Origin of the sequence: Roseovarius gahaiensis, assembly GCF_011601345.1 — a bacterium.
GTDB lineage: Bacteria > Pseudomonadota > Alphaproteobacteria > Rhodobacterales > Rhodobacteraceae > Roseovarius > Roseovarius gahaiensis.
In genome coordinates this window covers 1-25,197 of record NZ_JAAORB010000013.1, presented here as the reverse complement: position 1 = coordinate 25,197, position 25,197 = coordinate 1, and the positions used below count along the sequence as shown (strand labels likewise).

Here is a 25,197-nt window from a genome sequence, read left to right as displayed (position 1 = left end):
TGTGGCGGCTGGATCAGGCGGCGTCGCGTGGGATGATACCGAGCACCACAAGCTGATTGTGTTTCGTGGTGATCTTCGCCGCGTCATCGACGCTGGCGTCAAAGACGAGCGCGGCCTTAGAGACGAGAGCGGGCCCGCGCAGGATCACGACGGCCTCTTGGTCGACTGCACTGGCGTCGGTGGCATAGAGCAGGACGGCGGCAGCATTCTGCGCGCCATCGGTGCCACCCGAGGTGGCAAGCTTGTATTTACCGCTCGCGGTGATGCGGCCGAGCACGGCGCCGACGGGATAATTGGTGCCGGCCAGAAGCGTCACGGTCTCGCGGGTGAAGTTGGGGTTCAGTTCGTATTTGAGGACATCGCCCATGGTGGGCGGTTGGGTCAGCACGGACATGGGCAATCTCCAAAAGATTGGGGGTCAAAAAGAAATCCCCCGCCGGGGAGGAGCGGCGGGGATCAGGTAGGCGGCAGCTTTTGGGGAGAGTGGTTCAGTCCCTATGGCCCGCCGAGGCAGCCTTCTTTGCGGCGGCCACGATGGGGCTTTCAGCGGATTTGGGCAGCACGGGCGAAGGTGGGGCGGCCACGATGTCACGGGCGTCCGCGGCGGCAGAGGCACGCTGAAGGACCAGTTTGCGCAGGGCTTCCGGCGCCGTGCCGTCTCGCAGCGCTTTCGCCGCATCGATCGCGATGCCGAGGCGGCCGGCTTGGGCTGCGATGTCTGTGATTTCAGCGGCTTCTTGGCGCAGCTTCGCAGAGACCTCTGCCAGATTGGATGGTTGCGTTGCGGTTGGCACCGGCGCAGGTGATACCGCTGAGGCGGACGTCGGGTTCTCTTGGTCCACGTCTCCTTCGTCTTCCTGCGTATCTTCTTCACTCACGCCCTCCAGGACGGTGTCTTCGGTGTCAGTGGGCTCAGTATTTGCCTCAGTGGCATCTGTTTTGGCGCTCATGGCGGCCTCCTTTGCTCGGGGATAGGTTGCGCGCGGCAGCCGCGCGGTGGGTGAAGGACTCGATAGGCTATCGCGAAAGCGGGCAAATCCCCGGGTGAGGTCAATGACTTCATCGGCAAGGCCCGCATTTACGGCCTCCGTTCCGCGATAGGTTGCTGCTTCGGTCGCCAGCGCCGCCTCCTGGCTCAGACGCCCAGCGCGACCTGCTGCGACAGTCTCGGCGAAGAGAAACCGTAAAACGTCGATCTCACGCTGGATGTCATTGCGCACATTGTCGGGCAGTGGCTCATAAGGGTTGCCATCGACCTTGTGGGCGCCAGAATGGATCATGGTCACCTGTACGCCATCCTGATCCAGCTGACCGCTGAGATCGGCATGCATGACCACCACGCCGATGCTGCCGACGGCGCCGGTGCGTGGTAGGAGAATCCGATCGGCCTGCGAGGCCAGCGCATAACCTGCCGAAAAGGCGTGCTCGGCGACAAAGGCCCAGACAGGCTTGTCGCGGCGCAGGGCGCGGATTTGGTCGGCGAGGTCAAAGACGCCTGCCACCTCGCCGCCAAAGCTGTCGATCTCGAGCGCCACCGCGCGCACCGCCGGATCACTGGCCGCCGCCTCGATTTGTGCGGCGATCCCCTCATAGCTGGTCTGGCCCGACGACTGCCCAATCCAGCCCCCGCGATGGATCAGCACGCCAGAGATCTCAATCACAGCGATGCCGTCCACGACCGGGTAGGGCGCATTGCCATGTTGCTGCAGCCGTTCGGTGAGGCTCCCGGCGAGAATGCTAGCGCGGGCGGGAAGACTGGCAGCGCCATCTGTGGCGTCGCTACCCTCCGTTAGTTCCACCCGCCGCCCGAGAATGCGCGGCCCGAGGCCCGATAGGAACGCCATGGCCTTGGTGGGTTCAACCAGCAACGGCGTGTTGAAGGCGCGTGCGGCAATGCGGGCGTGAAGCATCAGGGCTGGTCCTTGGCTTGGCTTTGCATTTCTAATCCTCATATGGTAAGGAGAAAAAACAAGATGTAAGGAATTCGCCGATGCATGAATCGACAGTGACAGTAAAAGGCCAGACGACCCTACCGAGGGATGTCCGGGCCGCGCTTGGCCTGACCAGTGGGGACAAGGTGCGCTATCTAATCCTCGATGGTGAGGTGCGGATCCTGAAGGCCTGCTCAGTCAAGGAATTGCGGGGCATATTGTCCAGGTCCGGTCAAAAGCCCGTCTCCCTGGATGAGATGGACGAGGCGATTGCGGCTGGCGCAACTGATAGCGTGGGTCTGGACAAGTGATCGCCCTCGATACGAATGTGCTGGTGCGTTTTCTGGTGCAGGACGACCCCGAACAGGCAGAGCTGGCAACTCGTGTGATCGACCAATTGACCGATGACGCGCAGGGCTTTGTCAGCCGTGAGGTCTTGATCGAGCTCGTTTGGGTGCTTGAGCGTGCCTATCGGCTCGGTCGCCCTGAAATCGCCACTGCGCTTGATGGTTTGCTTTCTGCCACTGAACTGGACATTGAAGGCTCAGATGAGGTTGCGCCTGCGCTTGAACTCTATCGCAACGATGGGTTTGGTTTTGCTGATCTCATGATTGCCGCGGCAGCTAGGCAGGTTGGGGCTATTGAATTGGTGACCTTCGATCGAAAAGCCGCCCGATTGCCCGGGGTGCATCTGATCAAGGCCTGAGCCTGCCTACTTTTCCTCCCGTGTTGGGGGCCCAGTCTCCGCATCTGGTTCTGCTGTTGTAATCTCGTCCTCTTCCTCAATGGCGCCCGCTTCCACGCCCTGCGCGGGCGACCCCGGCCGGCGGAAGTCGAGCCCCAGCGCGCGCTCGCGTTCTCTCTCTGCCGCAACTTCGCGATCGACCTGCTCAGCGTCATAGCCCCGCTCGGCGATGGCTTGGGTGCGGGATTTGAGCCCCGCCTCGATCTGGGCGATTTCGGCATTGGCGTCCTTCAGCGGATCGACCCAGTCCCATTTTGTGGGGAGCCAGTCGGCGGCCAGCATGCGCGGGCGGTTTGCCTCATAGCCGGGCAGGGGCAGCGCGCCAGACAGAACCGCAAGGTCCAACCAGCGCGCGTAGACTGGTCGGCAGAGCTGATAGACCATGACTGAGTGCTGCCAGGCCGAGACCCGGCGGCGGAATTCGATCAGCGCCAGGCGCGAGTTCGAGAAGTTTCCCTTCACCATGTCATTAGCGAGATAGGGGTAAGGAATGCCCAGCGCGGCCGAGATCTGCAGCAACGTCCGGTATTGGAACGGCTCATAGGTTGCCCCGCTGTCTGCCGGCTGGCCGACGGTGACATCCTCACCCGGATCCAGACGGACGATCTGGCCCGGGCTGATCTCAACGCCTGCGGGCATCTCCTCATCGTCCAAGGGGGCGAGCGGGTTCTCTGGCGCAGGAGAGGTCACGAACATTGCATACATCGCCGCGACCTTCTTCCGGTCCAACTCCGCATCATCATATTGATCGAGCAGAAAGAGTTTCACTATAGCAGGCGCCAGCTTCGACACGCCACGTAGCTGTCCACCCTCAACCGGATCGATGACGTGGATCACCTCCGAGGCGGGTACCCGGACAATCTCGCCAGAGAGCCCCGGATCGGTGCTGTCGCCCGGGTGACGTCGCAGGAAGTGATACGCGACCCTCCGACCGATCCGGTCGAACTCGATGCCCTGCCGAATGGCATTGCCGTTCCGTGCCACGCCGGTCTCATGCAGGGGCAGCATTTCCGAGGGCAGCATCTGGAGTTGAAGGGGGACCGTCAGTCCGTCCTCGGCCCGCCGTGGGCGAATCCGCACGAACACTTCGCCCGCCAAGAATACCTCTCGCGCCGCCCGGCGCTGCAACCCATAGAAGTCTGTCAGCCACTCGGCGTCCGCCTCATCGGTCCAGGCGAGCCACAACCGCTGAAGTTCCTCTTTGCGAGCAGCGTCCGCCAGTTTTGAGATCGGCTTGATCCCGTCGCCGACCGTATTGGCTGCCCAGCTTTCCACCGCATTCACGGCATAGCCGTTGTTGCGCACGAGCCAGCGGGCGCGAGCGGTGATGTCAGGCCCCGAGGCGGCGATCAGCGCATTCACATGGGCCCGCGTGGCTTGGAATCCGCGCAGGCGTCGGTGGTGCTGGCCGGCATCAAACCCGCCGATAAACGCCCCGAGGCGCTGCCGCCAGTTCATCACAGATCTTTCACGGCATGTGGGCGCAACACGCGCCCAGCGCTGCGCTCGAGTTTTGCGATACGTCGTTCGACATCACCGGTCGCAGCCGCCAGCTCGGCATCGGTCCCGTAATTCACAGTCTTGCCATCATAGCTGACAGACCGCGTGCCGCTGTAGCGGGCAGCAAGCAGCGCGCTGTGGCGGAGTTTCAGCTCGTCGAGGGTCATCCATCATTCCATGTATTTGGGCGTGCTGATCTTCCAGCCACGCCGCCGGGGCGCTGCGATCCGGCCGGCTTGGGGTTCGGTCGTCTTGTCTGGCGCATTCGTCTCATCACTCACCTTGGTTTCCACGCCCGCCTGCTTCTCCAGCTGGCGCCACATGCGCTCGTCAAAGCGGTCGGCGCCAAGGATCCAAGCCGCGGCCCGCGCATAGACCCGCGTGTCCAGCGCTTCGTTCCGCTCGCGCATCTTCTGCCACTCCTGGCGGGCGTAGCCGCGGCGGTCGCGGATCGTCACGAGCTGCTCGGCTACCAGCTGCTTCAGCCATTCGCTGTCGGCCCAGTCGGGCAGGTGGATCATGCCAGCCGGGTTGGGAACGCCCAGCGCACGATCTTCATCGGATGGCCTTTCGATCCTCAGATACCGATAGGTCTCGGCCTTGAAGGTGGCGGTGGCTACAGTCCAGAGCCGCGCCCCGCGTTTGAGCTTCCGTCCGTTCACCGTGGCATCCACAAAGGTCGGCCCCGATACCGGCGTTGTGCGGTTGAACCCTTCCAAGCCTTTGACTGGTGCCACTTGGGCAATGCCCTGCGCCCGTGCCCAGGCATAGACAGCAGAGGTCTCATAGCCGGTGTCGATGGCCAGTTTGGCCAGCGGCATCACGGCCCCATTCTCGTGCACCCAGGTCTGATCGAGCAGGGACGTGATGGTATCCCAGCATGCCGGATCACCCGGCCCACCTGGAATCACGATGTGCTCGACCAGCCAGCTTTCCAGCCCTCGGCCCCAAGCCCAAACATCGACCTCAATACGATCCTTCTGCACGTCGGCCCCGGCGGTGAGGAACAGCCCACCCATTGGGATCTGTGCCTCAAAGACTTCGCGCCGATCGGCCAGCCGCTGCCATTCCGGGGCGTCTCCGTTTTCAACCCAGGTCTCGCCAAGAAGCGTATTACGCGCGGCGCGCAGCATCTCGTCCGAGCCTTGGGCCGCCAGCCAGTCCCGTGCGATTTGCTCCCAGCTTTTCCATCCGATCGGCGAATAAAGCGCCGAGAGGTGAAAGCCGATCGCGTTTGGATCTGCGCTGCTCGCGGTGGCCCTCCATTCGCCGCGCTCAAGCATCTGCGTTTTATGGTGCTCGGCAACCGGCTGCTCGCATCCCTCGCATGCGTAGGCCGCGGTCTCTGGCTTCCCTTTGTCCCAGCGTAACCGCTCGAACTGTAGCCATTGCATATGGCCGCAATGCGGGCAGGGCACGAAGTAGCGCCGCTGGTCGCTGGCCTCAAACTCCCGCTCGATGCGCGAGAGCCCTCGAATGGTCGGTGTCGACACCATGAACACTTTGCGCCGATGGGCAAAGGTTGTGGTCCGAGCCTCGGCGAGACTTACTGGGTCACCTTCCTCATCGGCTGAGGCCGGATAAGCGTCCACCTCATCCAAAAACACGTAGCGCGCCGGCATTGACCGGAGGCCCGTGGCTGAGTTGGCCCCAGTCAGCACGAGGAGGCCGCCCGGGAACTCCTTGGACAGCATCGAATTACCGGCATCGCGCGATCGCGCCGGCTGCACGCGCTCTTTCAGCGCCGGGCTGTCCTCGATCAGCGGGTCAATCCTCCCGCGCGACGTACGCTTGGCCATCTCCACGGTGGGCAGCACTGCGAGCATGGGGCCGGGCGCATGATGGATGACGAACCCGATCCAGTTGTTGCCCGCTTCGGTCGCCCCGACCTGGGCTGCTTTCATAAAGCTGATCCGCTGGGCTGGGTGGTTTGGTGACAGTGCATCCATGATGTCTCGCAGATATGGGGTCCGGGCGGTTCTGTATTGCCCGGGTTCCGCTGACGCTCGCGAGGACAGTTTCCGGTGCTTGTCGGCCCATTCCGACACAGTCAGGTCTGGATCAGGCCGCATCCCCCGGCGCCAGGCGCGCAGGATATCCTCGGCGCCGTCAAAAGCGAGATCGAGGTCTTCGGTCAGATCAGATGTGTTCTCCTCATCATTCAAGCGAGACCCTGAGGTCGGCCAGGGCGTCGAGCTGCTCTCGGACATGGGTTTCCAGCACCCTTTGCAGAATAGCCGTCTCGATCGTCACCGCTTGGCCGGATGCTATCTCCATTTCTGCGGACAATTGTGCAGCCATCAGGGCCGCGACACGGGTGGGCCATGTGACCCAAAGATCGCGCTCTTGGCGCGCCAAGCGAAACACCAGCGTTTCAGCGCGTGCGCGATCCACCAGCACGCCCTTCTTCTTCTGGATCGACAGCTGGCGCTCCTGCGCCTGATAAACGGTCAGCGCGGTGCGGGCCTTGATGTAGGACGTGCTGTCGCCGGAGCCTGAGACTGCAGGCGCAGGCCCTTCACTTGCGGCACTGATGCCACCCCGTGAGCGCATCTGTTGATCCGGATCGGTAGCCGAACCGCGCCGTGCATCCGAGGCCGCAGCATTGATCGAACCATCGGCGAAAAGCACTAGCCGTCCGTTTTTGCGGGCCTTTTGGACGGCCCCACGGGAGATCCCCGCATGCTCGGCATAGGCGCGTTCAGATAGACCTTCCATGGCGATTGGTTTAGCCTCAATATATTGTAAATAAAAAGAAAAACCTGCCTATTTGAGTTGATTGCACTGCCGCCAAGAGCGATTCTCACATCAAGCAAATTGCCTGATCGGAGACACGCCCATGACCTTAGCCGACCGCTACAATGCCGAAGCCAAACGCCTGATGCCGCATATGGAAGACGACCTCGTGGTGGATGCCGCGATCGACAACGCTGGCCACATCGACGAGATCGTGTTCCGCCGCAGCGAATACCTCGGCGGCATGGCGGCGGTCCTCCTCGCGCTGATTGAACAGCACAAGTGAGGAACAGCTCATGAGCACCCGCGCACAGATCGCCATCCAGATAGGACCCGAAGAATGGGCCCACATTTATTGCCACTATGACGGCTACCCGGCGCACATGTTGCCCGCGCTGGCCACCTGGACCCCCGAGGACATCCTTGCCGCCCGGGAAATCCGTCAGGTTCGCGCTGATGAACTCGACTGCTTCAACCCGCCGCGGCCGCCCCGGATCCTGCCGCGCCCCACCTGCGAGCTTTGCCATCTCTATATTTGGCACGACGGGGGCTGGATCGATGTGACGGATCAGGGAGGGTGATCAAATAGCAACTATAGTGCTCTGATTTTACTACGCTAATCGGCGTCACAGAGCGATTGTGATCGTACCAAAACGATGCAACTCACCTGAAAGGCCTACGCCATGACCAACCACGCCACGCTGCCCAGCCAAAATGAAACCTTCGGCTTCTTTGGCACGGTGACCAATTGCCCGCGCCGCGACCGCCCAAGTGCGGAGATCTGGACCCTGGCCTTCAGCCTTATCGCGGACGCAACCCACGGTGACAGCGAGGACGAGATGATCGGCATCCGCGATTTCCTCGACAGCAGAATGGGCCGGCATTTCGCCGATGATGTGGTGGATGCCTTGCAGAGCGGTGCTTGCGACAGCGTGGCGGCGATCACCGCAGCCATCGCCAAATGGCAGGACTGGCGCATCAGCCGGCGAACTCAGCGCGAAGAGGGCATCCCCGCAGGGCTGCCTTACCTCACCGGCTGGGTGCAGCATTTTGCGATCACGGCAGCGATGGAAAACGCCGACTGACCCAAGATTATCACCCCAAACTTAGCAAGGCTCCGATGCCCAAGATTACCGACACCCAGTCCATCATTCTTACCCGCGCCGCCTCTCGCCCCGGTAACTTGGCCATGCCGCTGCCTGATGGGCTGGCTGGCGCTGCGGCCAAGATGGCGGTAGCCAAGATGATCGAGCGCGGCTGGCTCGAAGAGGTTGATGCCAACCTCCGACGCAATGAGCCGCTCTGGCGCGAGACCGGCGATGGTCATGGCACCACGCTGATCGCCACGAACGCGGGGCTTGAGGCCATCGGGATCGACCCTGTTGTGGCGAGCACGGTCAGCAATGTCCGCAAGGCAGCGCCGGCGGAGAAGGCCGCTGGCGTCGCGGCGGACGACACTCCCGGTCTGAAGCTGGCGTCCATCCGACAAGGCACCAAGCAGGCGCTGTTGATCGAGATGCTTCAGCGACCCGGTGGCGTTTCGATACAAGAGATCGTCAACGAGCTTGGCTGGTTGCCGCATACCGCGAGAGGTGTGATTTCAGGCGCGCTCAAAAAGAAGCTGGGACTGGCAATCACGTCCGAGAAACACTCTGAGCGCGGCACCGTATACAAATTGGACGTGGCCTGAGCCCGTCAGTCATCGCCAGCGCTCGCATATCCGGCGTAGCGCATAGCTGCGCAGGAGTGAGATCCCGGTGAACAGGCCGCCAATGGCGAGGTTCTCGCCGAGGCTGACCTGCAGCCCGAACCACGGAAATACCACAATCTGGGTGATGACGGCCAGCGCATAGCCGACCACGACATTTGTGATCGCCTCAATCAGCGATTGGCGACGCGACTGCATCACGCGGCCAACCGCTTGGATTTGAGCGCAGAGAAGCTCTCGCCGCTGTCCGCCAACACGGCGTCTTCACCGGTGAAGGCCTGCCAGCGCTCAATGGCCACATCAACGTAAACCGGATTTAATTCCACACCGTAGCAGGTACGCCCCGTGGTCTCAGCCGCGATCAGCGTCGTGCCCGATCCCATGAAAGGCTCATAGACTGCTTGGCCTGGGTTTGAGTTATTCAAGATCGGGCGGCGCATGCATTCGACAGGCTTTTGGGTGCCGTGGACGGTCTCGGTGTCCTGGTCCTTGTTTGCAATCTGCCAGAGCGTGGTCTGTTTGCGATCGCCAGCCCAGTGACCTTTGCCCTTAGCGCGCACGGCATACCAGCAGGGCTCATGCTGCCAATGGTAATCCCCGCGGCTAAGTACCAGCCGGTCTTTGGCCCAGATGATCTGGGAGCGGATGGCGAAACCCGCGCCCACCAAGCTATCGGCCACAGTCGCCGCATGCAGCGCGCCATGCCAGATATAGGCAACATCGCCCGGGAACAGCGACCAGGCCTCGCGCCAGTCCGCACGGTCGTCGTTCAGGACCTTGCCCGTTCGTTTGGTTTTGGCCGCGCCTGCCTGGTTGCGCCAAGACGGGTCGTATTCGACGCCGTAAGGTGGATCGGTCACCATGAGGAGCGGCTTTATGCTGCCGAGGAGCCGCCCGACCACATCGGCGCTGGTGCTATCCCCACAGATCAGCCGATGGGGTCCAAGGTGCCAGATGTCCCCAGCTACCGACACCGGCGTGACCGGTGGCTCCGGGATATCATCCTCACCATCGACACCGTCGTCGTCGCCCAGGGCCTCCGGATCCTGAAGCAGCGCGTCCAGATCCTCATCCGAGAAACCCAGCAAATCGAGGTCGAAATCTTCGGTCAGCAGCCCAGCGATTTCGTCGCGCAGGACAGCCTCATCCCATTCGCCGAGCTCGGTCAGCTTGTTATCGGCGATCCGATAGGCGCGCCGCTCCGCTTCATCGAGATGGCCAAGCCGAATAACCGGGGCCTCTGTCAGGCCCAGCGCGCCAGCAGCCAGCACGCGACCATGGCCTGCAATCAACTCGCCGTCGTCAGCGACCAAGCAGGGGACGGTCCAGCCGAACTTCGCCATGCTGGCCGCGATTTTCGCCACCTGCGCTTCGCCATGGACCTTCGCGTTCTTGGCGTAAGGGCGCAGCTTCTCGATCGGCCAGAGTTCGATCTGGCGCGGCGCAAAGACAAGATCCATGGGCTGGACGACTCACAGGGCAGGGACGACGCATAGTAGACCGCACCCATGCATAAGAGCGCGTCAGCGATCGCGATGTCAGAAAAACAAAAGCGCTCGCGAGGGGTATCCTCCGAGCGCAATCCTTCGATGATCAAGGGGTACGTCAAGGGGGCTAGAAAAGTCAATCCAAAATGTGAATCGGACTCACATTTTGGCGTGGGTGGCTTCCCGCTGGATTCCGCGGATCCAAAACTGACTTGGGTGGATTCTTGACTAAAATAGTAAAATCCATCTTCAGGATCTCTAACGCACGTGTAAGCGTTTGTTATTTCGATGTATTTTTTCTGGAGAAGTTAAGGATGGCTTCAAGGTGGATTCCCCGGTGAAAATCCAAGTCGCTAGGAAACTTGCGCGCTAAGCCCCCCCGTATACGAATTGGGCCGTGGAGGAACCATGGGAGGGGGATCAGGCTCCTTTGCCGTTGGCTTCGAGATAGTAGGTCGCGATAAAAGGCGCTTAAGGGATTTTCCAGCTGCTGTTCATCTTTTGTGACTTGCGGCCACAGAGCCGAACCATTCGAAAGGAGAGGCTGTGCTCGATGTCGAGTTGCGCTGATGACTGCGAAAGTTAACCCAAAGATAAACAGCTTCAAACGGCACTCTTTCAAAGTTGACTTCCATAAAGACTTCCGTAGACTTCTCTTAACTTCAGACGGAGATTTAAAATGAGTGGTAATTTCTACAATTTTGCAGCTATACGCGGCGTCCAGGCTGGAACCGAATATTATGTGATCATGGTGCCGCTCAAGATGGTGCCAAAGATTTTCGAATTCGACGGCCAAAACCTGCCCGCTGACCTGCGCGCTCAACGCGTTTTGTCAAATGTGCGCGTTCCTCAGATCGCATCCTACCTTTCAGAAAATTTCGAAGAATACACCCTCTCGTCACTTTGTGCATCAGTGGACGGTGATCCGGAGTTTTCCCCGGCCAGCGACAGCCTGCAGTTCCGCAATGTTGGAGAGCTACGCCTCTCGATGGCAGCTCGCATAGTTTTAAATGACGGTCAACATCGCAGCGCGGCAATTAAAGAGGCCTTGAAAGCGCGGCCCAAGCTCGAAAATGAGACAATCTCGATTGTGCTCTTTCTGGATGAGGGCTTGGAACGTTGCCAGCAAATGTTTGCAGACCTCAACAAGAATGCAGTGCGCCCATCCGGGTCCTTGAACGTGCTTTATGATCGCAGAAACCCCTTGGCGCGTTTGAGCACGCGAGTGCTGGAGGGCATTCCGTTCTTTCAGGAATTCATTGAGCTAGAAAAAACGTCGCTCTCGAACCGAGCCAGAAAGCTCTTCACCTTGTCCAGTCTGAATCAAGCCAACAAATGGCTGGCAGGACAAGACGCGGACCGGTTTGGTGACAGCACCGCAAGCACTGTTATCGCGTATTGGCGTCGGGTTTCTGAAGTGATCCCAGACTGGCAGGCACTAATGCGGGGCGCGACAACGGCGGGTGATTTGCGCAAAGAAACGGTCCATGCCCATGGCGTCATGCTGCAAGCCTTTGGCGCTTTGGGCGCGCGACTGATAGCAGCAAAGCCAGATGGATGGGCGGACAGTCTGGCGCCTCTTGCAGAGATCAATTGGAGCAAGCGCAATACGCAACTGTGGCGCCCTCGCGTGATGGGGGCGCGCGGCATGGATGGCAGTGTAAGATCGGTGCATCTGGCGACAAACGTCCTGATTGGGGCGGTCGGCTTGCCGCTGACCGAAAAAGAACAAGCTAATGAAGACCACTACCTGGCGTCATTGGCTGAGGAGAAAGTGGTCGCATGACAGCAAACAAAGCTACAAATTTTGCAAAAAAGACAGGCCTCGACCTAGTCGCGCTGCAAGAGCACATCCGCGCCGTCTATACGGCAGACGACCGGCCATGGGTAATTGGATACAGTGGCGGAAAAGATTCGACTTGCGCCCTGCAGCTGATCTGGGGTGCTGTCCGCGCGCTTCCAGAGAATGAACGACGCAAGCCAATCTTCGTCTTAAGCTCCGACACGCTTGTCGAGACGCCGGTCATCGTAAACTACATCGATGGGACCTTGGCTGCGATCAACGCGGCAGCGGCAGATCAGAATATGCCGATCACCGCGCAAAAGGTGGTTCCAGAGACGTCCGACAGTTTCTGGGTCAATTTGATCGGACGAGGATATCCCGCACCTTCGAAACGCTTCCGATGGTGCACGGAGCGGCTGAAGATCGACCCGGCTAATGCTTTTATCAAGAACCGCGTTGCAGAATACGGTGAGGTCGTGATGGTTTTGGGGGTGAGGTCCGCTGAAAGTGCAACCCGTGCTCAGGTGATGTCGCTGCACAAGATTGATGGAACGGCTTTGTCTCGTCACTCGACCTTGCCGGGAGCTTTTGTGTTCACGCCGATCGAAGCTTTCAGTGTGGATGATGTCTGGGCCTTCCTCCTGCAAAACCCCTCGCCCTGGGGTTCTGACAACCGAGACCTGCTCGCTATGTACCGGAATGCTCATGCCGGCGAATGCCCGCTTGTGGTCGACAAGCAAACCGAAAGCTGCGGGAATTCCCGTTTCGGCTGTTGGGTCTGTACCGTCGTGACCAAAGACAAGGCGATGGAAGCGATGATCGACAATGGCGAAGAGTGGCTCGAACCACTTCTCGATTTGCGTGACGAGCTGGCGGAAACGCAAAACCCGGAAAGAAAAAGGGAATTCCGAGACTTCAAGAGGCGGAACGGTTCCGTGACGTTCGTTGGCGACTCGGAGACATCAATTCCTGGTCCTTACCTCTTTGCCTACAGAAAGGCACTACTCCGCAAGGTCCTCGAAGCCCAAGAGCAGGTGAACGCCAAGGCACCACCTGGGGAAAAGACGGTTCTCATTCAAGTCGAAGAGCTTCGGGAAATCCGCCGCATCTGGCGTAGTGAGCAAGGTGACTGGGGCGATGCTGTTTCTGAGACCGTGAAAGTGGTAACGGGCAAGGAGCTTCCTGCGGAGGCCACTGATGGATTTGAGTTTCAAGCTGACGACGCGAAAGTCTTGGCAGATGTTTGCAACACTCATGACCTGCCGCCACGTCTAATGGCCCAGCTCCTGGAGGCAGAACGTTCTGTACGTGGACTCAAGCGCCGCACCCTCATTCACAGAAAAATCGCTTCCATTCTTGAGCAGGAATGGCGTGACGAAACAACAGTTCTAAACGAACGCAAAAAGCGGCTGGAAATGAACAAATCAACATCGTCCAATCCGCTATTCGAGACTGAATCATGATCCTCCAACACCTACGTCTTGTGAATTTTGGTCTCTACGGCGGTGAGCACTGTTTTGAACTGGCTCCAGAGCCGGACGGCAAGAAGCCCGTGGTTTTAGTGGTTGGACATAATGGAGCGGGAAAGACAACGTTCTTGGAATCTGTCCGTTTGGCGCTCTACGGCAAGCGCGCACTCGGTGCGCGGGTTAGCCAAGTCGAATATGAGCGACATCTGCTCCAACGGATCAACAACTTTACCACGGATCGCAGCGCCTCTGTCGAACTGGCCTTCAAGAGCCAACACCTAGGCAATGAGGTTATTTATAAAGTGCGTCGTTCTTGGGCCGCCCGCGGTACGAGTGTGGTCGAAAGCCTCGATTTTGAACGCAATGGCGCGCCGGTCGACGATATCCCAACAGAGGATTGGAACCACTATCTCGAGGACATCATCCCCGCTGGAGTGTCGCAGCTCTTCTTTTTCGATGGAGAAAAGATACAAGACATTGCCGATGATCAAGAAAGCACCGGTCTGACCGATGCCATCAAGTCCCTGCTGGGGATCGACATTCTTGATCAGCTTCGGGGGGACTTGGCGCTCTACAAGTCACGTAGCATGGACCGGGAAGGAGATAGTGATCTTGAAGGTCTCGGACGCGATCTGGAGATCGCCAAGTCTGATCTGGTCTTGGCTGAAGAAAATATTGGATCTCTGTCGGCAAAACGCACGCGGCTCGCACGCCGAAGTGAAGCTTCACAGAAGGTCTTTGAGCAAGAGGGAGGCCGCATCGCGTTGAGCCGCGCTACGCTGTCGGAGGAACTCAAGCGCGTCGAAACTGACTTGACCAAGCAAACCAATGCGCTCAAATCGCTTGTAAACGGCGTTGCCCCGTTCGCCATGGCTCCAAAACTCTTGGCAAGGTTCTCATACGATATGGAGCAGGCCCGCGGGCCGCAGTCCGCTCCTGCGATCGAATCCTTTGTCTCCAGTTTTCAGGAGGCTGTGGGTAAAGAGGACGCACAATGGACGAAGGCCCATTTTGCGCGACTTCGTGATTTCGCCGATCGCTTCCAAAGCTCCGGTTCAAAAATGGCCTTGAGCACGGAACCAGACTGGGTCATTTCGAAACTCACGCAGGTCTCTAATGAACGGGTCAAGGTGGCCACGCTTGCTGCACAACTGGCAGAGCTACAGAAGCAACGTACGATCTTGAAGGACCAGTTGAAGAACTTCCGGCCAGGCGCGGCGTCTGGTGCTTTTGAGGACCTGAAGAGAGCCGAATTTGAGCTCGGCGCTGTCGAAACAGAACTCACTCGCAAACATGCTGAGGCAAAGCAGGCGCGTGCGCTGGTCGAACGTCTGGAACGCGAGTTGCGAAAGTCGCAAGAGGCTGTCTTTGCTTTGGCCAAGGCAGAAGAAAAGCGAGACTTGGCGACGCGGGCGCAGGCCGCACTCAACGATTACGAAGAACGGATTGTTGAATTGCGCCTCGCCTCTCTTTCCAAACACTTCATCGACGCTTTTGGCGGGCTTGTTACGCGTAAGTCTCTAGTGCGCGATGTCATTGTTGACCCCAACACGTTTCAGCTGAAGCTCTTGGGCGAAGAGGGCAGGGAGATTACGCCGGCAGAACTCTCCGCCGGCGAGCGGCAGCTTTTTGCAATCTCTATGCTTTGGGCGCTTGGTCGAACAAGCGGAAGAGAACTGCCGATGATTATCGACACGCCATTGTCACGTCTGGACCGGGAGCACCGGAAAAACCTGATGGCAAATTACGTACCGCGCAGTTCTGCCCAGGTCATCATGCTGTGCACTGATACAGAGCTGACACCAGGTCTATCTGATATCATCATGCCTTATGTGAGCCGTCGCTTTGAGATCGGTTCGGTGGGCGGCGGACAGCGAACGGAGATCACTGTGCTGGACCCAGATCAGGATGCACAGGTTTTGGAGGCGACCGATGCACATTAACAAGTTTCGGATTTCATCGACGGCCACAGGCCAGGTCAGGATTATCTCACAAAGATCAGGTCTCACACCGAACCTAGTGTGTCGTATGGCGATGTTGTCATCCTTTGAAGCCGGGCCCATTTCCGGCGCGGCTGATGACACAAGCGAGGGCCAAGAATTTAATGCATACACGCTTTTTGGGGACTTCCAGCCTCTCTTCATTGACCTCTTGAAGTATGTTGAGTTTGGCCTCGAAGAGTTCGAGACAGACGATACCGATTTGCTGGAGCGCCTTCGGCTCCACATTGATCGCGGTGTTCGGCAACTCTCGGTACGCCTGAAATCCCCTGCTGATGCAGCCGAGCTGATCGCTGGAAGTGCGTAACACGATGTCCGCACCAATTTATCTCGATCATAATGCTTCAACACCAATTGATCCCGATGTCTTGGAAACGGTTGTACGGGTCAGTCGGGACAGCTACGCCAACCCCTCTAGTGTTGAACACAGCCAAGGATCGGCAGCGGCTCGGATTGTCGACACTGCGCGCGCGCAAATTGCGGCCCAAATCAACTGCAAGGAAACCGAGCTTGTCTTCACGGCTGGCTCTACCGAGGCAAACAACCTTGCTATCCTAGGGGCGTTTTCAACGCTGCAGGAAGCGGGACGGCCTCATTTAATCACTACGAAAATTGAGCACCCATCGGTGCTGGCCTGTTTCGACCATCTCGAAGGGCAGGGCGCGCGGGTGACGCGATTGGGTGTTAATGAAGGTGGTCAAATCTCGCTTGACGAGCTGGCAGAGGTTTTGACCGATGAGACTGGCCTGGTCTCCATCATGGCTGCCAACAATGAGACGGGTGTGCTACAACCTATCCTTCAGGCAGGTCAGATTGCTGAGAATGCAGGGGCGCTGTTTCACACGGACTTCTCACAGGCCTCGGCACTGGTGCCGCTTGATCTAAAGAATTCACCAATTCATCTGGCAAGTTTCTCCGGACACAAGGCCTATGGCCCAAAGGGAGTAGGGGCCCTTTACCGTTCGATCAGAAAGCCACGGGTGAATTTGGCCCCTGTGATGTTTGGTGGCGGGCAGGAAAAGGGCTTGAGGGCAGGGACCCTGAACACGCCTGGGATTGCGGGACTTGGACATGCATTTGAGCTCATCTCAAAGCACATAAAACGTGACCGGGAATGGATTGGTGCTCTTCGAGATCAACTCGAAAGGGAACTCAAAGAGACCCTCCAAGTGCAGATTAATGGGAACACCCAGGCTCGGTTGCCCAACACGATGTCCATCACAATTAATGGTGTTGTCCCGCAGGCATTGATGCAAAAGCTCAGGAACGATATTTGCTTCTCCGCATCGAGCGCCTGCGCAACAGAACATGTTGAAACCTCGCATGTTCTGCTTGCTATGTTCGGGGATACCCCGAGAGCAAGCAACGCCTTTCGTTTAGGTCTAGGGCGGCAAACTCGCCGAGCAGACATCTCTCAGGTAGCTGATCTCTTTGGTCAAGCGGCGGCCGAGCTTTTGCTTTTGCGAAGTGCATAGAGCAGTAAGCACCGCAATTGCTTCCAGACGTCGTGAATGAACTTCTGATACTTGAACAAGCATTCTTATTATGCTCAAATCCATAGCGTGTGGAAGATTAATTTTGTAAATTGAAGAGATAGGGGACACTTTAGGGGGCGTTTCCAGTGAGTTATTGGGGAGCCGTAAGCGGACAACATGCTTTCAAGACTAGGCAAGAAACTCAAAGCTCTTGTGAGCAGAGAAGCAGTAAAGACTGTGCCAACGACTTCGGCCGCCGCAACAGCTGGGCAAAGTCGCTTGGCCGCAGCCGACGCTGAGCACGCTCCGAAAATCGGGTCAGCTGAACCTGAACCAAGCGGAGCCCCAACGGAATCTCGTCAGGATCTGAAACCGGTCCCCGTGCTTGTCTTGGAGAGCGTTTCTAGAACGCTTGACCAAACTGAAAGCATCCAGCTTGAAGAAATTACTGAAGCAAGCCAGACAGAAACAGCTGAGGCGAAGGTTGACGACACAGCGCCCGATGAGCGGCTAGAAGCTAGGGCAAATTCTGATGACGATGTGACCGTCTTGAGGCTTGGCTTGGCCATCGATGAACCTTTTCATGGCATCTATTCCAAGAAGCCGGCTACGTACACTTCTAGCAGCCGGTCGCGCCAGTTAGAACGGCCCACTTCTCAAAATATTCCAGAAGAAGAACAACTTCTGGACTTGGCAATACAGAGTTTCGCATCAACCCGGCTGATCAATGTGTTGCGTAATGCCGAAGTTGAGCTGCCTGCAAATACGGTCGCTTCGTACATGCGAGCGCCTGACGCAGCGCGAGACGCTTTCATGCAACTCGAAAACTTTGGCGAAAAGACCGCAATGGAACTCGATGACCTTGTCAGAAAGTTCGCGCGCGAAGCCGATCAGAACAGGCAAGCCGCGGCTGACAGCATCGTCGATGTCGTTCGCGGAGCCGATTGCTCCGTTCGCCTATTAAATGCAATCGCAGCACACTCGCATCGTCTGCCAGTCAACACTGTATGCGAGTACATGAGAGCCCCGGAACACTCCCGGCAAGCATTTCTTGAACTGCCGAACCTCGGGCGCAAGTCGGCAGATGAACTCGATCAAATTTTGCGCAGTTTCGTGCCAAGCGTAACTGATCCTGAAGGTGACCAAGAACTGATCTCAAACGAGGATGGACACTTCCAACGAGCGATCCGCGCCGCCGAAATATTCTTTTCTGGAATGCTGTATCCTGATGAACTGTTTGAGTGGTCACCGCCGACCAGGCTCGCGAACCTCCTCAAAATTGATCAGTTGGAACACCAAAAGAGTTTTGTAGAGTTCCTGAAGACATATGACGAAACCGCCTCACGTATCCGTTCGCTGCCCGGCTGCGGACGAAAGAGCATCGAACAACTCGACGAAATCGTGTCTAAGTTGATGGATGCGCGACTTTCAATTTGTGGTGCAGGTAGCGAGATTGCACCCGACCTTAGACGTTTGTTGCGAGGCGAATTTGTGTCGCGCACATCGCTTGAGAGCATTGTTGAACTCGGGAGCATCAAACCTGAAGACATAAAGGCTTCCGAGACGGCCTCAATCGAAGATTTGACAGTAGCCGAAATCATCGCGGCATCCGTCTCTTCACTCGACGAAAGGCAGCGGGACATCCTGAAACGACGGTACGGTATCAATAGTGATGAGGCCGAAACGCTCGAACAGGTTGCACCCCGCTATGACGTGACTCGAGAGCGCATTCGTCAGATCGAGAAGAAGGCAAAGCAAAAGTTCGAGACGAAGCGCACGAAGAAGATTCTGGTTGCTGCGTTAGAGAAAGAAGGTACGCTGGAAAGGTTCTTCAAGAACCGGAAAGTTGTCTCTGAGGAACAGATAGGTGCTGTAAGCAAGTTGCTGACTGCAGAGGAACGTCTTGCGGTCGACTTGGCGTACGGTGACTTGAGGTCGTTCCTCGACGCTGAAAGTGTTCGAACCCAAGCAGGTTGGGTGCAAGAACAAGATCTGCTCTTGATGAGCCACGAACCGGAAGACTTGTCTGGTTCACTTCGGCAGCGGATTGTGTCCGCAATCCGTGACCAACACCTTCCAATCCGCTTGTCACAGATTGCGTCTTTATTGCCTGACTATCCGCTTTCAGAGATTAAAGCCGAGTTGTCGGGCCGCTTCGGTGCAACCTTCGACAGCGATATTGTTGAGTCAGCCGCGATTCTGCCAATTTCCGTTCGATGCGTACTGATTCTTCGGGAGGCTGGGCATGCCATGCACTGCGATGAAGTCAGAGCCAGAATGTATGAGATTTTTTCTAAAGACGAGAGCATTCAGCACATCGGAAGCACTCTAGCAAGGCTGGAGGAAGTTCTCATCGTTGAGAGAGGAACATACGATCTATATGAAAACCTGAGCCTTACAGACAACGATCTTCAAGAGATTCGAGACCGCACGCTTCGTCACCTGGAAAGTGTCGGTGGGTTTGTAAGCGCTAAAGTTCTGTTCTCCGGCTTATTTCAGGGAGAGACTGAACGTTTTGGGATCGCGTTTGGACCTTACATGCTCCTTGGCATTGTGCAGGACGACAAGCGCTTCGAGACCAAGCGGGGTCTGATGATCGGTCTAGCATCTGGTGATAACAAGTCAGAGTTCAGGGGCCTCGGTGAAGATGTTCTAGCCGTTCTAACAGAAGCAAAACGGTCGATGACGCTCGTTGAGATTGCCGAGGAGCTTGAAGGCCGGAGAGATGTTTTGACAACGTCGATATCAATTGGCCTCGAAAATTCGCCTGAGGTGGTTTCGGTCGGTCGAGGGCGCTTTGACTTGACTGTACGGGCAATCGGGCAAGAAGAGCGCCAAGCAGACTTAATACTTGCTTGCGCAATCGCTTTGGTAAACGGCCCAAAGACGGCATTTGCTCTTTCAGAAGTTCTGAGCCCCGTTTGGGGCGAGATTCAGACAAGACCGCTACTGAGCTTTCTGAAAAACCGTGCTATTTTCGACGTCGATCAAAAGATCGTTTCAATTATTGAGTTGCCCGAAGCGGTTGCGAAATACGTAGCAATTCGTGATCGAGTTCTAGAGGTTGGAGGTATGGGCGTGCCAGACGCTGAAGCCCTGCAAGATGCTCTCGAATCGCGCGGTGCGCCCGACCTGACTCGGCTCGACCACTTGTTCGCAAGCAAGGAAGACGAGCAGGGAGAAGGAGAAGAATTGCTTGGGATGATACTCGGGGATTTTGGTATTGATTGATGTCCCTTGAGACCCTGAAACTCCCTTTTTACGTCACAACGAGCGAGCATGATCCCGTAGCGGATTTCTTCGATCCTGTTCTTGAGCGCGCGCAACAGTATGACATAGCAGTCGGATATTTTAGCAGCGCGTGGTTGCGCGATGCAGCTCATGGCATGGCAACCTTCGCAGTCAACGGCGGTAAAGCTAGGTGGGTGATCTCACCCGAAATATCTGTCGAAGACTTCAAAAGCCTTCAGGTTGACGGCCAACTGTCAGATGAGCGTGTCCAAGTCTTCATTTCTCAATCGTATGAAGATCTCTACGACCATCTTACGCAACATACGCGAGAAGCGCTTGGGTGGCTACTCCTTGATGGCGTACTGACCTTTAAAGTCGGCATTCCCAAGAATAGGCTGTCCGGAATCATGCATGCCAAACAGGGCATCTTCACTGATGAGTTCGGAAGCCGAGTCGGCTTCCAAGGATCGTACAATTTGACCGGCGGAGCTGGTACAAATTGGGAAGCTTTCAGTGTTTTTTGTGATTGGACATCAAGCGAAAGCCTAGAAAGAAACAACCGTATTGCGGCTTCCTTTGATCGAATGTGGAGAGGGCTCGATCCGAACTTGGCGCTGTTTGAACCTTCTTCAGCCGATCTTGAGAGGTTCGTCAGCGCGGCCCGAGATAGCTCCAGACACTACGAATTGTTTCCGCCTGAAAAACCAAGTTCTCCTCGTGTGCCTGAGCACTTCCTGACTGACGGTCGCCTACGTGGCTACCAAGAAGAGGGGATACGTAAATGGTTCAAGAATAATGGTCGCGGGATTCTCCACATGGCAACGGGAACCGGCAAGACAGTGACTGCTTTGACGGCAGTGACGAGGTTGAATGATTTTGTCGCCCAGAAGAACGGCCAGCTTTGCATCGTTGTTACGGTTCCTTATCAACATCTTGCAGAACAATGGGCCCGAGAAGCTGAAGAGTTCGGATTCGAACCAGTTTTGTGCTACGGCGGCGTCAACCGCTGGATGGAAGAATGCCAAAGGCGCCTGAATGAGCTGCGATCAAAAGTAAAGCAGCACGTAATGCTCATCGCGGTCAATGCCTCTATGGCAGACGAGCCATTCCAGTCTGTTCTAGGCTCTTTTGATGGCAACGTCCTATTTGTTGGCGATGAAGCGCATAATTTGGGTGCTCCATCGAACCTACAAGCGCTCCCAGAGGGCGCTGCATTTCGACTTGGATTGACGGCGACTCCTGATCGCTACGGCGATGAAGAAGGTACCGACGGTCTCAAGAGGTATTTCGGCGAGATTGTCTTGGACTACGGCTTGGACAAGGCGATCAGCGGAGGGCACCTCTGCCGATATCTCTACTACCCGATCCTTGTGCACTTGGACGAAGATGAACAAGACGAGTACGCGGAGCTATCCACGCGTATTGGAAGACTTTTTGGCCAAGCAGCCAAGCCTGATAGCGATAAAGGCGAACAGCTGAACCGATTGTTGATCAAACGAGCCCGTTTGGTAGGGAAAGCGCGAAACAAGCTGCCGGAGCTAATCAAGCTTCTGAAGCAACAGGGAGACGTCTCACATACTCTGATCTATTGCGGCGACAGCAAGGAAAATGGTCAGCGCTACATTGATACGGCGCTTGCGCGGGTAGGAAGCGAACTAGGGTTGAGGGCAAGCCCCTTCACTTCAGAAGAAAATAATGACGAGAGGTCGAGATTGCTGAAGCAGTTCGCGGCTGGAGGCATACAAGCGCTACTCGCTATCCGATGCCTAGATGAAGGCGTCGACGTACCAATGACGCGAACTGCTTACATCTTGGCTTCATCTGCAAACCCAAAAGAGTTTGTCCAAAGACGAGGTAGAGTACTTCGGCGCTCTGAAGGGAAGACCAGAGCATACATCTATGACTTTATCGTTGTGCCGGATCTAGAAAAATTGTCAAATCAGGCTCCATCCAACGTAGAGCGATCCCTGATGAAACGCGAACTGGCGAGGTTCAATGAATTTGCTACGCTTGCAGAAAACCATGGCGAAGCGCTCTCAGCGATCACCGAGATTAAGAAGAGCCTTAACCTCCTGGACCATTAACGGACATAATGCACAAAATTTCAAAAGGACGCATTTAGAATGAGCGAGCGCACCAAGTCCCCAAAGCAAATTCTCGAAGCCGCCTCCCCAAAAGCGAGAAAAGTCGTGAACGAGATACTATCCATTGAGCATGAGTATCAGAGCTATCGAAACATTGGGGCAGCTGGTAGCGTTGAAAAAGAGATTGCTGCGCGGATCAAGCAACTCATTGAGCGTGAGGTAAAGCGGTGAGGATACTTCGTCTAAAACTCAAGAACTTTCGTCAATTCTATGGCGAGTGTGAACTCAGGTTCCTTTCCGACGATACATCAAGAATCACCGTTATTCATGGCGAAAACGGATCTGGAAAAACCTCGCTACTGAACGCATTCAAGTGGGTTCTCTACGGAAAGACGGATTTTGATACCGGCGAGCAAACAATCCTTAACGAACTTGCTTTGTCTGAAATCGCTCCTGGATCGGTAACGGAGCTAAGTCTTGAGGTTGAATTCGAGCATGAAGGGGCTACTTACACTGTTCACCGAAAACAGGAATTCAAGCGGAGCGGCGAAGCGCTAGAAGCAGAACCAATCGGAAAATCAGTTCCAACCCTGTCTTGGATAGATGAACGTGGCAAGTACGATACAGCCAAGAATCCAGCCAATCGCATCAATCAATTGATACCAGAGCAGATGCATTCGTATTTCTTCTTCAACGGGGAGCGGATCGAAAAACTGGCGAATGTTTCTGCTTCTGGTGAAATCCGAGATGCCATTAAGACCTTAATGGGTTTGGAGATAATCGACCGTGCGAGTGATCACCTTGGTCGTTTGGTAATCAAGGACCTGCGCAAAGAAGCAAGCGAAACGGCTTCAGCTGATTACCATGAGCTTCTTGAGAAAGAGGCAAAGATCAATTCGGAGATAGATCACTTCAAACAGGATCGGGAGACTGCGACGACATCGAGTAAAGGCTTTCAGACGGAACTGGATGCCATCAATGCGTCATACGAGCAGATTACCGATGTCAAGGCAAAGGCAGAACTAAGACGAAGTCTCGAGACCGAAAGAGGCACTGTCGAAGACGAACTTGAGAGCCTAAGCCAAGAGAGAATGGAACTGGTCTCGCAAACTGGCGCCTTGGCTTTTCTTAACGACACCGTGACCTCAGTTTCCAGCGTTCTGGAGGAGTGCCGTAAGAAGGGTGAACTGCCGTACAAGATCAGGCGAACCTTCATCGACGACTTGCTGCACGATGCGAAGTGCATTTGCGGCACAGAGCTACAGGAGGGCTCACAGGCTAGAGCTGCTCTCGAAGGTTACCGAGATCAGGCAACCGGTGAGGATCTAGAGGCCGCGTTTACAGATATCGTCAGCAACCTAAGAGCAATGCCACGTGAGAGAAACCGTCTGTATGCACAGCTCTCAACTTGGTCGGCAAAGGAAAGCGACTACAACAAGCGCATAAAAGCGATCGCAGAAGAGCTCGACGAGATCAGCAGTAGTTTGGGGTCTTCTGATATTGAAGATGTAAAACGCCTTGAGGAGCGGAGGAACGAATTGACTCGATTGCAAGCGGATGAGCGCTTAAAAGTCATCAAGGCGAAAGATGCGATCGAACTGCTGAACGACGACTTGGCCAAGATCAAAAAAGAGATCGAAAAAGTCCAATCCAAATCTCAAAAAGAAGACTTGGCAAGACAGAAGCTTGAGTTTGCTGAAGCCTGTAAAAATCTCGTGGACAATCTGCATGGGGCACTGGCCGAAGAGACGCGACACCATCTCTCCTCGAAGGTCAATGATACCTTCCAGAGTATCTTACGGAAAGACTTCTATGCGGAGATTGATCCCGATTACACCTTGAGAATATTCAAAGACGTCCCGGGGGTAGGGAAGCAACCCGTTTCTGAGAAGTCGACGGGTGAGAACCAAGTCATCAGCCTGAGCTTCATTGCGAGCTTGGTGAACCTCGCAAAGGAACGCAATAAAGCAAAAACGACCTTCTTCAAAGGCGGCGTGTATCCACTGATTATGGATTCACCATTTGGCGCTCTGGATCGCGAATATCGAGAGAAGATCGCTCGGCACATTCCCGATCTCGCCGATCAAGTGATTATCTTTGCATCTAACTCTCAGTGGAGCAAAGAAGTCGACGATAAGTGTCGCCCATTTATCGGGAAAGAGTACAGCTTGGTCTATCACGCCCCAAAGTCGAAGGGCCGTGAAGAAGATAGTGACTACGTTAAGCGTACCGATGGGCCTGAATTCACGAAGATTGAGGAGGGCTATCTTGGCCACTAGAGTAAGACGACCCGCCGAATTCGAAGAAATTCTGAGCGAGTTACGGGACGAAGGTATTTTCCCAACCTTCAAGGATGCGCTTGTCTTCGCGGCTGCTCTTGGTTTCCGGAGGGGTAATCGGAAATCTTTCCAGAAGAGTTCTGAACCGATCGATATTGAAATATTCAGAGGCGATTTTGATCGCGCGATCATGAGCATGATTGCCATCGAGGAAAATAGTGATTCTAAGATGCTTGCGCCTTCGAACGAAGCCGAGCGTGTCTTGTGCTTTGAAGAATATGCGAACGGTGGTCTTGAGATCATGAAGCGCGAGATCTCGGATGGCAAACAAGACTGGCAGGAAGGGCTACTTTCTCTGATTCACAGGGAACAGAGTGATCAGACCATACTTGACGACATCACAGAGCTGGCAAAATTTTAATATCACGTACAAACAAAGCGCAGTCAGCGCTGCAAAAATGGTAACCGCGCCACTGCCACCGCCTGGCTGAGGCTGTGCCGATGATCTAAGAGACGTCGCTAATGACGTTATTACTGACGTCTCTTATGCGGGGCCTGTCATGCGTAGCGAAATTCTTAGGGCGGAGCGACGATGCTTTTGGCGCAATGGAGATAAGCTTGAGACTGTCGCATCGGTTGGGGTTGGCGGCGCAAGCGTAACGCAGATTGCGCAGCGCCATGAGATTAGGGGAGTAAGCATCCGCTGGCGGCCGTCTTGCTTCACCAGCTCTTCTCGTTAGCCATGATGCTCTCGATGACTTTGGGATCG

24 protein-coding genes are annotated in these 25,197 nt (G+C 56.1%); 16 read left to right on the top strand and 8 right to left on the bottom strand.

The genetic code is table 11. The features are described from left to right. Positions 1-13 precede the first annotated feature (13 nt). Entirely contained in the window at positions 14-394 is a 381-nt protein-coding gene (locus tag HAT86_RS08675; RefSeq protein WP_167195932.1) for a head decoration protein, read from the bottom strand. A gap of 94 nt (positions 395-488) precedes the next feature. Beyond that, positions 489-1,910 carry a S49 family peptidase gene (locus tag HAT86_RS08670; protein ID WP_167195929.1) on the bottom strand — a complete coding sequence of 474 codons (1,422 nt, stop codon included), beginning with the start codon at positions 1,908-1,910 and terminating at the stop codon, positions 489-491. 80 nt (positions 1,911-1,990) lie between these two features. On the opposite strand from HAT86_RS08670, the gene HAT86_RS08665 reads away from it, so the two are divergent. Both HAT86_RS08665 and HAT86_RS08660 read left to right on the top strand, forming a co-directional pair. Beyond that, a complete protein-coding gene (locus tag HAT86_RS08665) occupies positions 1,991-2,242 on the top strand; it encodes an AbrB/MazE/SpoVT family DNA-binding domain-containing protein (RefSeq protein WP_167195926.1) in 252 nt (83 codons plus the stop codon). Beyond that, on the top strand, positions 2,239-2,637 hold the full coding sequence (locus HAT86_RS08660; protein ID WP_167195923.1) for a PIN domain-containing protein: 399 nt from the start codon (positions 2,239-2,241) through the stop codon (positions 2,635-2,637). Before HAT86_RS08665 ends, HAT86_RS08660 begins: the two co-directional genes overlap by 4 nt. A 6-nt stretch (positions 2,638-2,643) precedes the next feature. On the opposite strand, the gene HAT86_RS08655 is transcribed toward HAT86_RS08660, so the two are convergent. From HAT86_RS08655 to HAT86_RS08640, 4 genes are read right to left on the bottom strand one after another with little or no spacing between them, the layout of a single operon-like run. Beyond that, entirely contained in the window at positions 2,644-4,134 is a 1,491-nt protein-coding gene (locus HAT86_RS08655) for a phage portal protein (RefSeq protein WP_167195920.1), read from the bottom strand. Next, positions 4,134-4,343, bottom strand: a complete 210-nt coding sequence (locus HAT86_RS08650; protein WP_167195917.1) for a phage head-tail joining protein — start codon at positions 4,341-4,343, stop codon at positions 4,134-4,136. Before HAT86_RS08650 ends, HAT86_RS08655 begins: the two co-directional genes overlap by 1 nt. 3 nt (positions 4,344-4,346) lie before the next feature. After that, on the bottom strand, positions 4,347-6,386 hold the full coding sequence (locus HAT86_RS08645) for a phage terminase large subunit family protein (protein ID WP_167195914.1): 2,040 nt from the start codon (positions 6,384-6,386) through the stop codon (positions 4,347-4,349). Continuing rightward, positions 6,334-6,894, bottom strand: coding sequence for a hypothetical protein (locus tag HAT86_RS08640; RefSeq protein WP_167195911.1), 561 nt, complete (start codon positions 6,892-6,894; stop codon positions 6,334-6,336). Before HAT86_RS08640 ends, HAT86_RS08645 begins: the two co-directional genes overlap by 53 nt. Positions 6,895-7,015: 121 nt before the next feature. Here HAT86_RS08640 and HAT86_RS08635 point away from each other — a divergent pair, with 121 nt between their 5' ends. From HAT86_RS08635 to HAT86_RS08620, 4 genes are all read left to right on the top strand, one after another. After that, the gene (locus HAT86_RS08635) at positions 7,016-7,198 is read left to right on the top strand and encodes a hypothetical protein (RefSeq protein WP_167195908.1); all 183 of its coding nucleotides are present in this window, start codon (positions 7,016-7,018) and stop codon (positions 7,196-7,198) included. Between the two features lie 10 nt (positions 7,199-7,208). Then, positions 7,209-7,493 (top strand): hypothetical protein, encoded by a 285-nt coding sequence (locus HAT86_RS08630; protein WP_167195905.1) that lies wholly within the window; start codon positions 7,209-7,211, stop codon positions 7,491-7,493. A gap of 102 nt (positions 7,494-7,595) precedes the next feature. Next, positions 7,596-7,997 (top strand): hypothetical protein, encoded by a 402-nt coding sequence (locus tag HAT86_RS08625; protein WP_167195902.1) that lies wholly within the window; start codon positions 7,596-7,598, stop codon positions 7,995-7,997. A gap of 35 nt (positions 7,998-8,032) precedes the next feature. After that, on the top strand, positions 8,033-8,602 hold the full coding sequence (locus HAT86_RS08620; protein ID WP_167195899.1) for a DUF3489 domain-containing protein: 570 nt from the start codon (positions 8,033-8,035) through the stop codon (positions 8,600-8,602). Positions 8,603-8,611: 9 nt separating this feature from the next. Here HAT86_RS08620 and HAT86_RS08615 read toward each other — a convergent pair whose 3' ends face one another. After that, complete coding sequence (locus HAT86_RS08615) at positions 8,612-8,818, bottom strand: DUF7220 family protein (protein WP_196780559.1); 207 nt, start codon at positions 8,816-8,818, stop codon at positions 8,612-8,614. Then, positions 8,818-10,080, bottom strand: coding sequence for a site-specific DNA-methyltransferase (locus HAT86_RS08610; protein ID WP_167195894.1), 1,263 nt, complete (start codon positions 10,078-10,080; stop codon positions 8,818-8,820). The genes HAT86_RS08615 and HAT86_RS08610 overlap by 1 nt, the downstream gene beginning before the upstream one ends. A 706-nt stretch (positions 10,081-10,786) precedes the next feature. On the opposite strand from HAT86_RS08610, the gene dndB reads away from it, so the two are divergent. The 10 genes from dndB (at position 10,787) to HAT86_RS08560 (ending at position 24,849) form a co-directional block, all read left to right on the top strand. Continuing rightward, a complete protein-coding gene (gene dndB / locus HAT86_RS08605) occupies positions 10,787-11,893 on the top strand; it encodes a DNA sulfur modification protein DndB (RefSeq protein WP_167195892.1) in 1,107 nt (368 codons plus the stop codon). Then, positions 11,890-13,353, top strand: coding sequence for a DNA phosphorothioation system sulfurtransferase DndC (dndC, locus tag HAT86_RS08600; protein ID WP_167195889.1), 1,464 nt, complete (start codon positions 11,890-11,892; stop codon positions 13,351-13,353). The genes dndB and dndC overlap by 4 nt, the downstream gene beginning before the upstream one ends. Continuing rightward, entirely contained in the window at positions 13,350-15,302 is a 1,953-nt protein-coding gene (dndD, locus tag HAT86_RS08595; protein WP_167195886.1) for a DNA sulfur modification protein DndD, read from the top strand. The genes dndC and dndD overlap by 4 nt, the downstream gene beginning before the upstream one ends. Next, positions 15,268-15,666, top strand: coding sequence for a DNA sulfur modification protein DndE (gene dndE, locus HAT86_RS08590; RefSeq protein ID WP_331272520.1), 399 nt, complete (start codon positions 15,268-15,270; stop codon positions 15,664-15,666). The genes dndD and dndE overlap by 35 nt, the downstream gene beginning before the upstream one ends. 4 nt (positions 15,667-15,670) lie before the next feature. Beyond that, positions 15,671-16,834 (top strand): cysteine desulfurase family protein, encoded by a 1,164-nt coding sequence (locus tag HAT86_RS08585; RefSeq protein WP_167195880.1) that lies wholly within the window; start codon positions 15,671-15,673, stop codon positions 16,832-16,834. 390 nt (positions 16,835-17,224) lie between these two features. Beyond that, positions 17,225-20,065 (top strand): sigma factor-like helix-turn-helix DNA-binding protein, encoded by a 2,841-nt coding sequence (locus HAT86_RS08580; RefSeq protein WP_167195877.1) that lies wholly within the window; start codon positions 17,225-17,227, stop codon positions 20,063-20,065. Further along, positions 20,065-22,149, top strand: a complete 2,085-nt coding sequence (locus HAT86_RS08575) for a DNA phosphorothioation system restriction enzyme (protein ID WP_167195874.1) — start codon at positions 20,065-20,067, stop codon at positions 22,147-22,149. The genes HAT86_RS08580 and HAT86_RS08575 overlap by 1 nt, the downstream gene beginning before the upstream one ends. Before the next feature lie 39 nt (positions 22,150-22,188). Next, the gene (locus HAT86_RS08570) at positions 22,189-22,380 is read left to right on the top strand and encodes a hypothetical protein (RefSeq protein ID WP_166195120.1); all 192 of its coding nucleotides are present in this window, start codon (positions 22,189-22,191) and stop codon (positions 22,378-22,380) included. After that, entirely contained in the window at positions 22,377-24,428 is a 2,052-nt protein-coding gene (locus HAT86_RS08565; protein ID WP_167195871.1) for an AAA family ATPase, read from the top strand. Before HAT86_RS08570 ends, HAT86_RS08565 begins: the two co-directional genes overlap by 4 nt. Continuing rightward, positions 24,418-24,849, top strand: coding sequence for a DNA phosphorothioation-associated protein 4 (locus HAT86_RS08560; RefSeq protein WP_167195868.1), 432 nt, complete (start codon positions 24,418-24,420; stop codon positions 24,847-24,849). Before HAT86_RS08565 ends, HAT86_RS08560 begins: the two co-directional genes overlap by 11 nt. Positions 24,850-25,197: the final 348 nt, after the last annotated feature.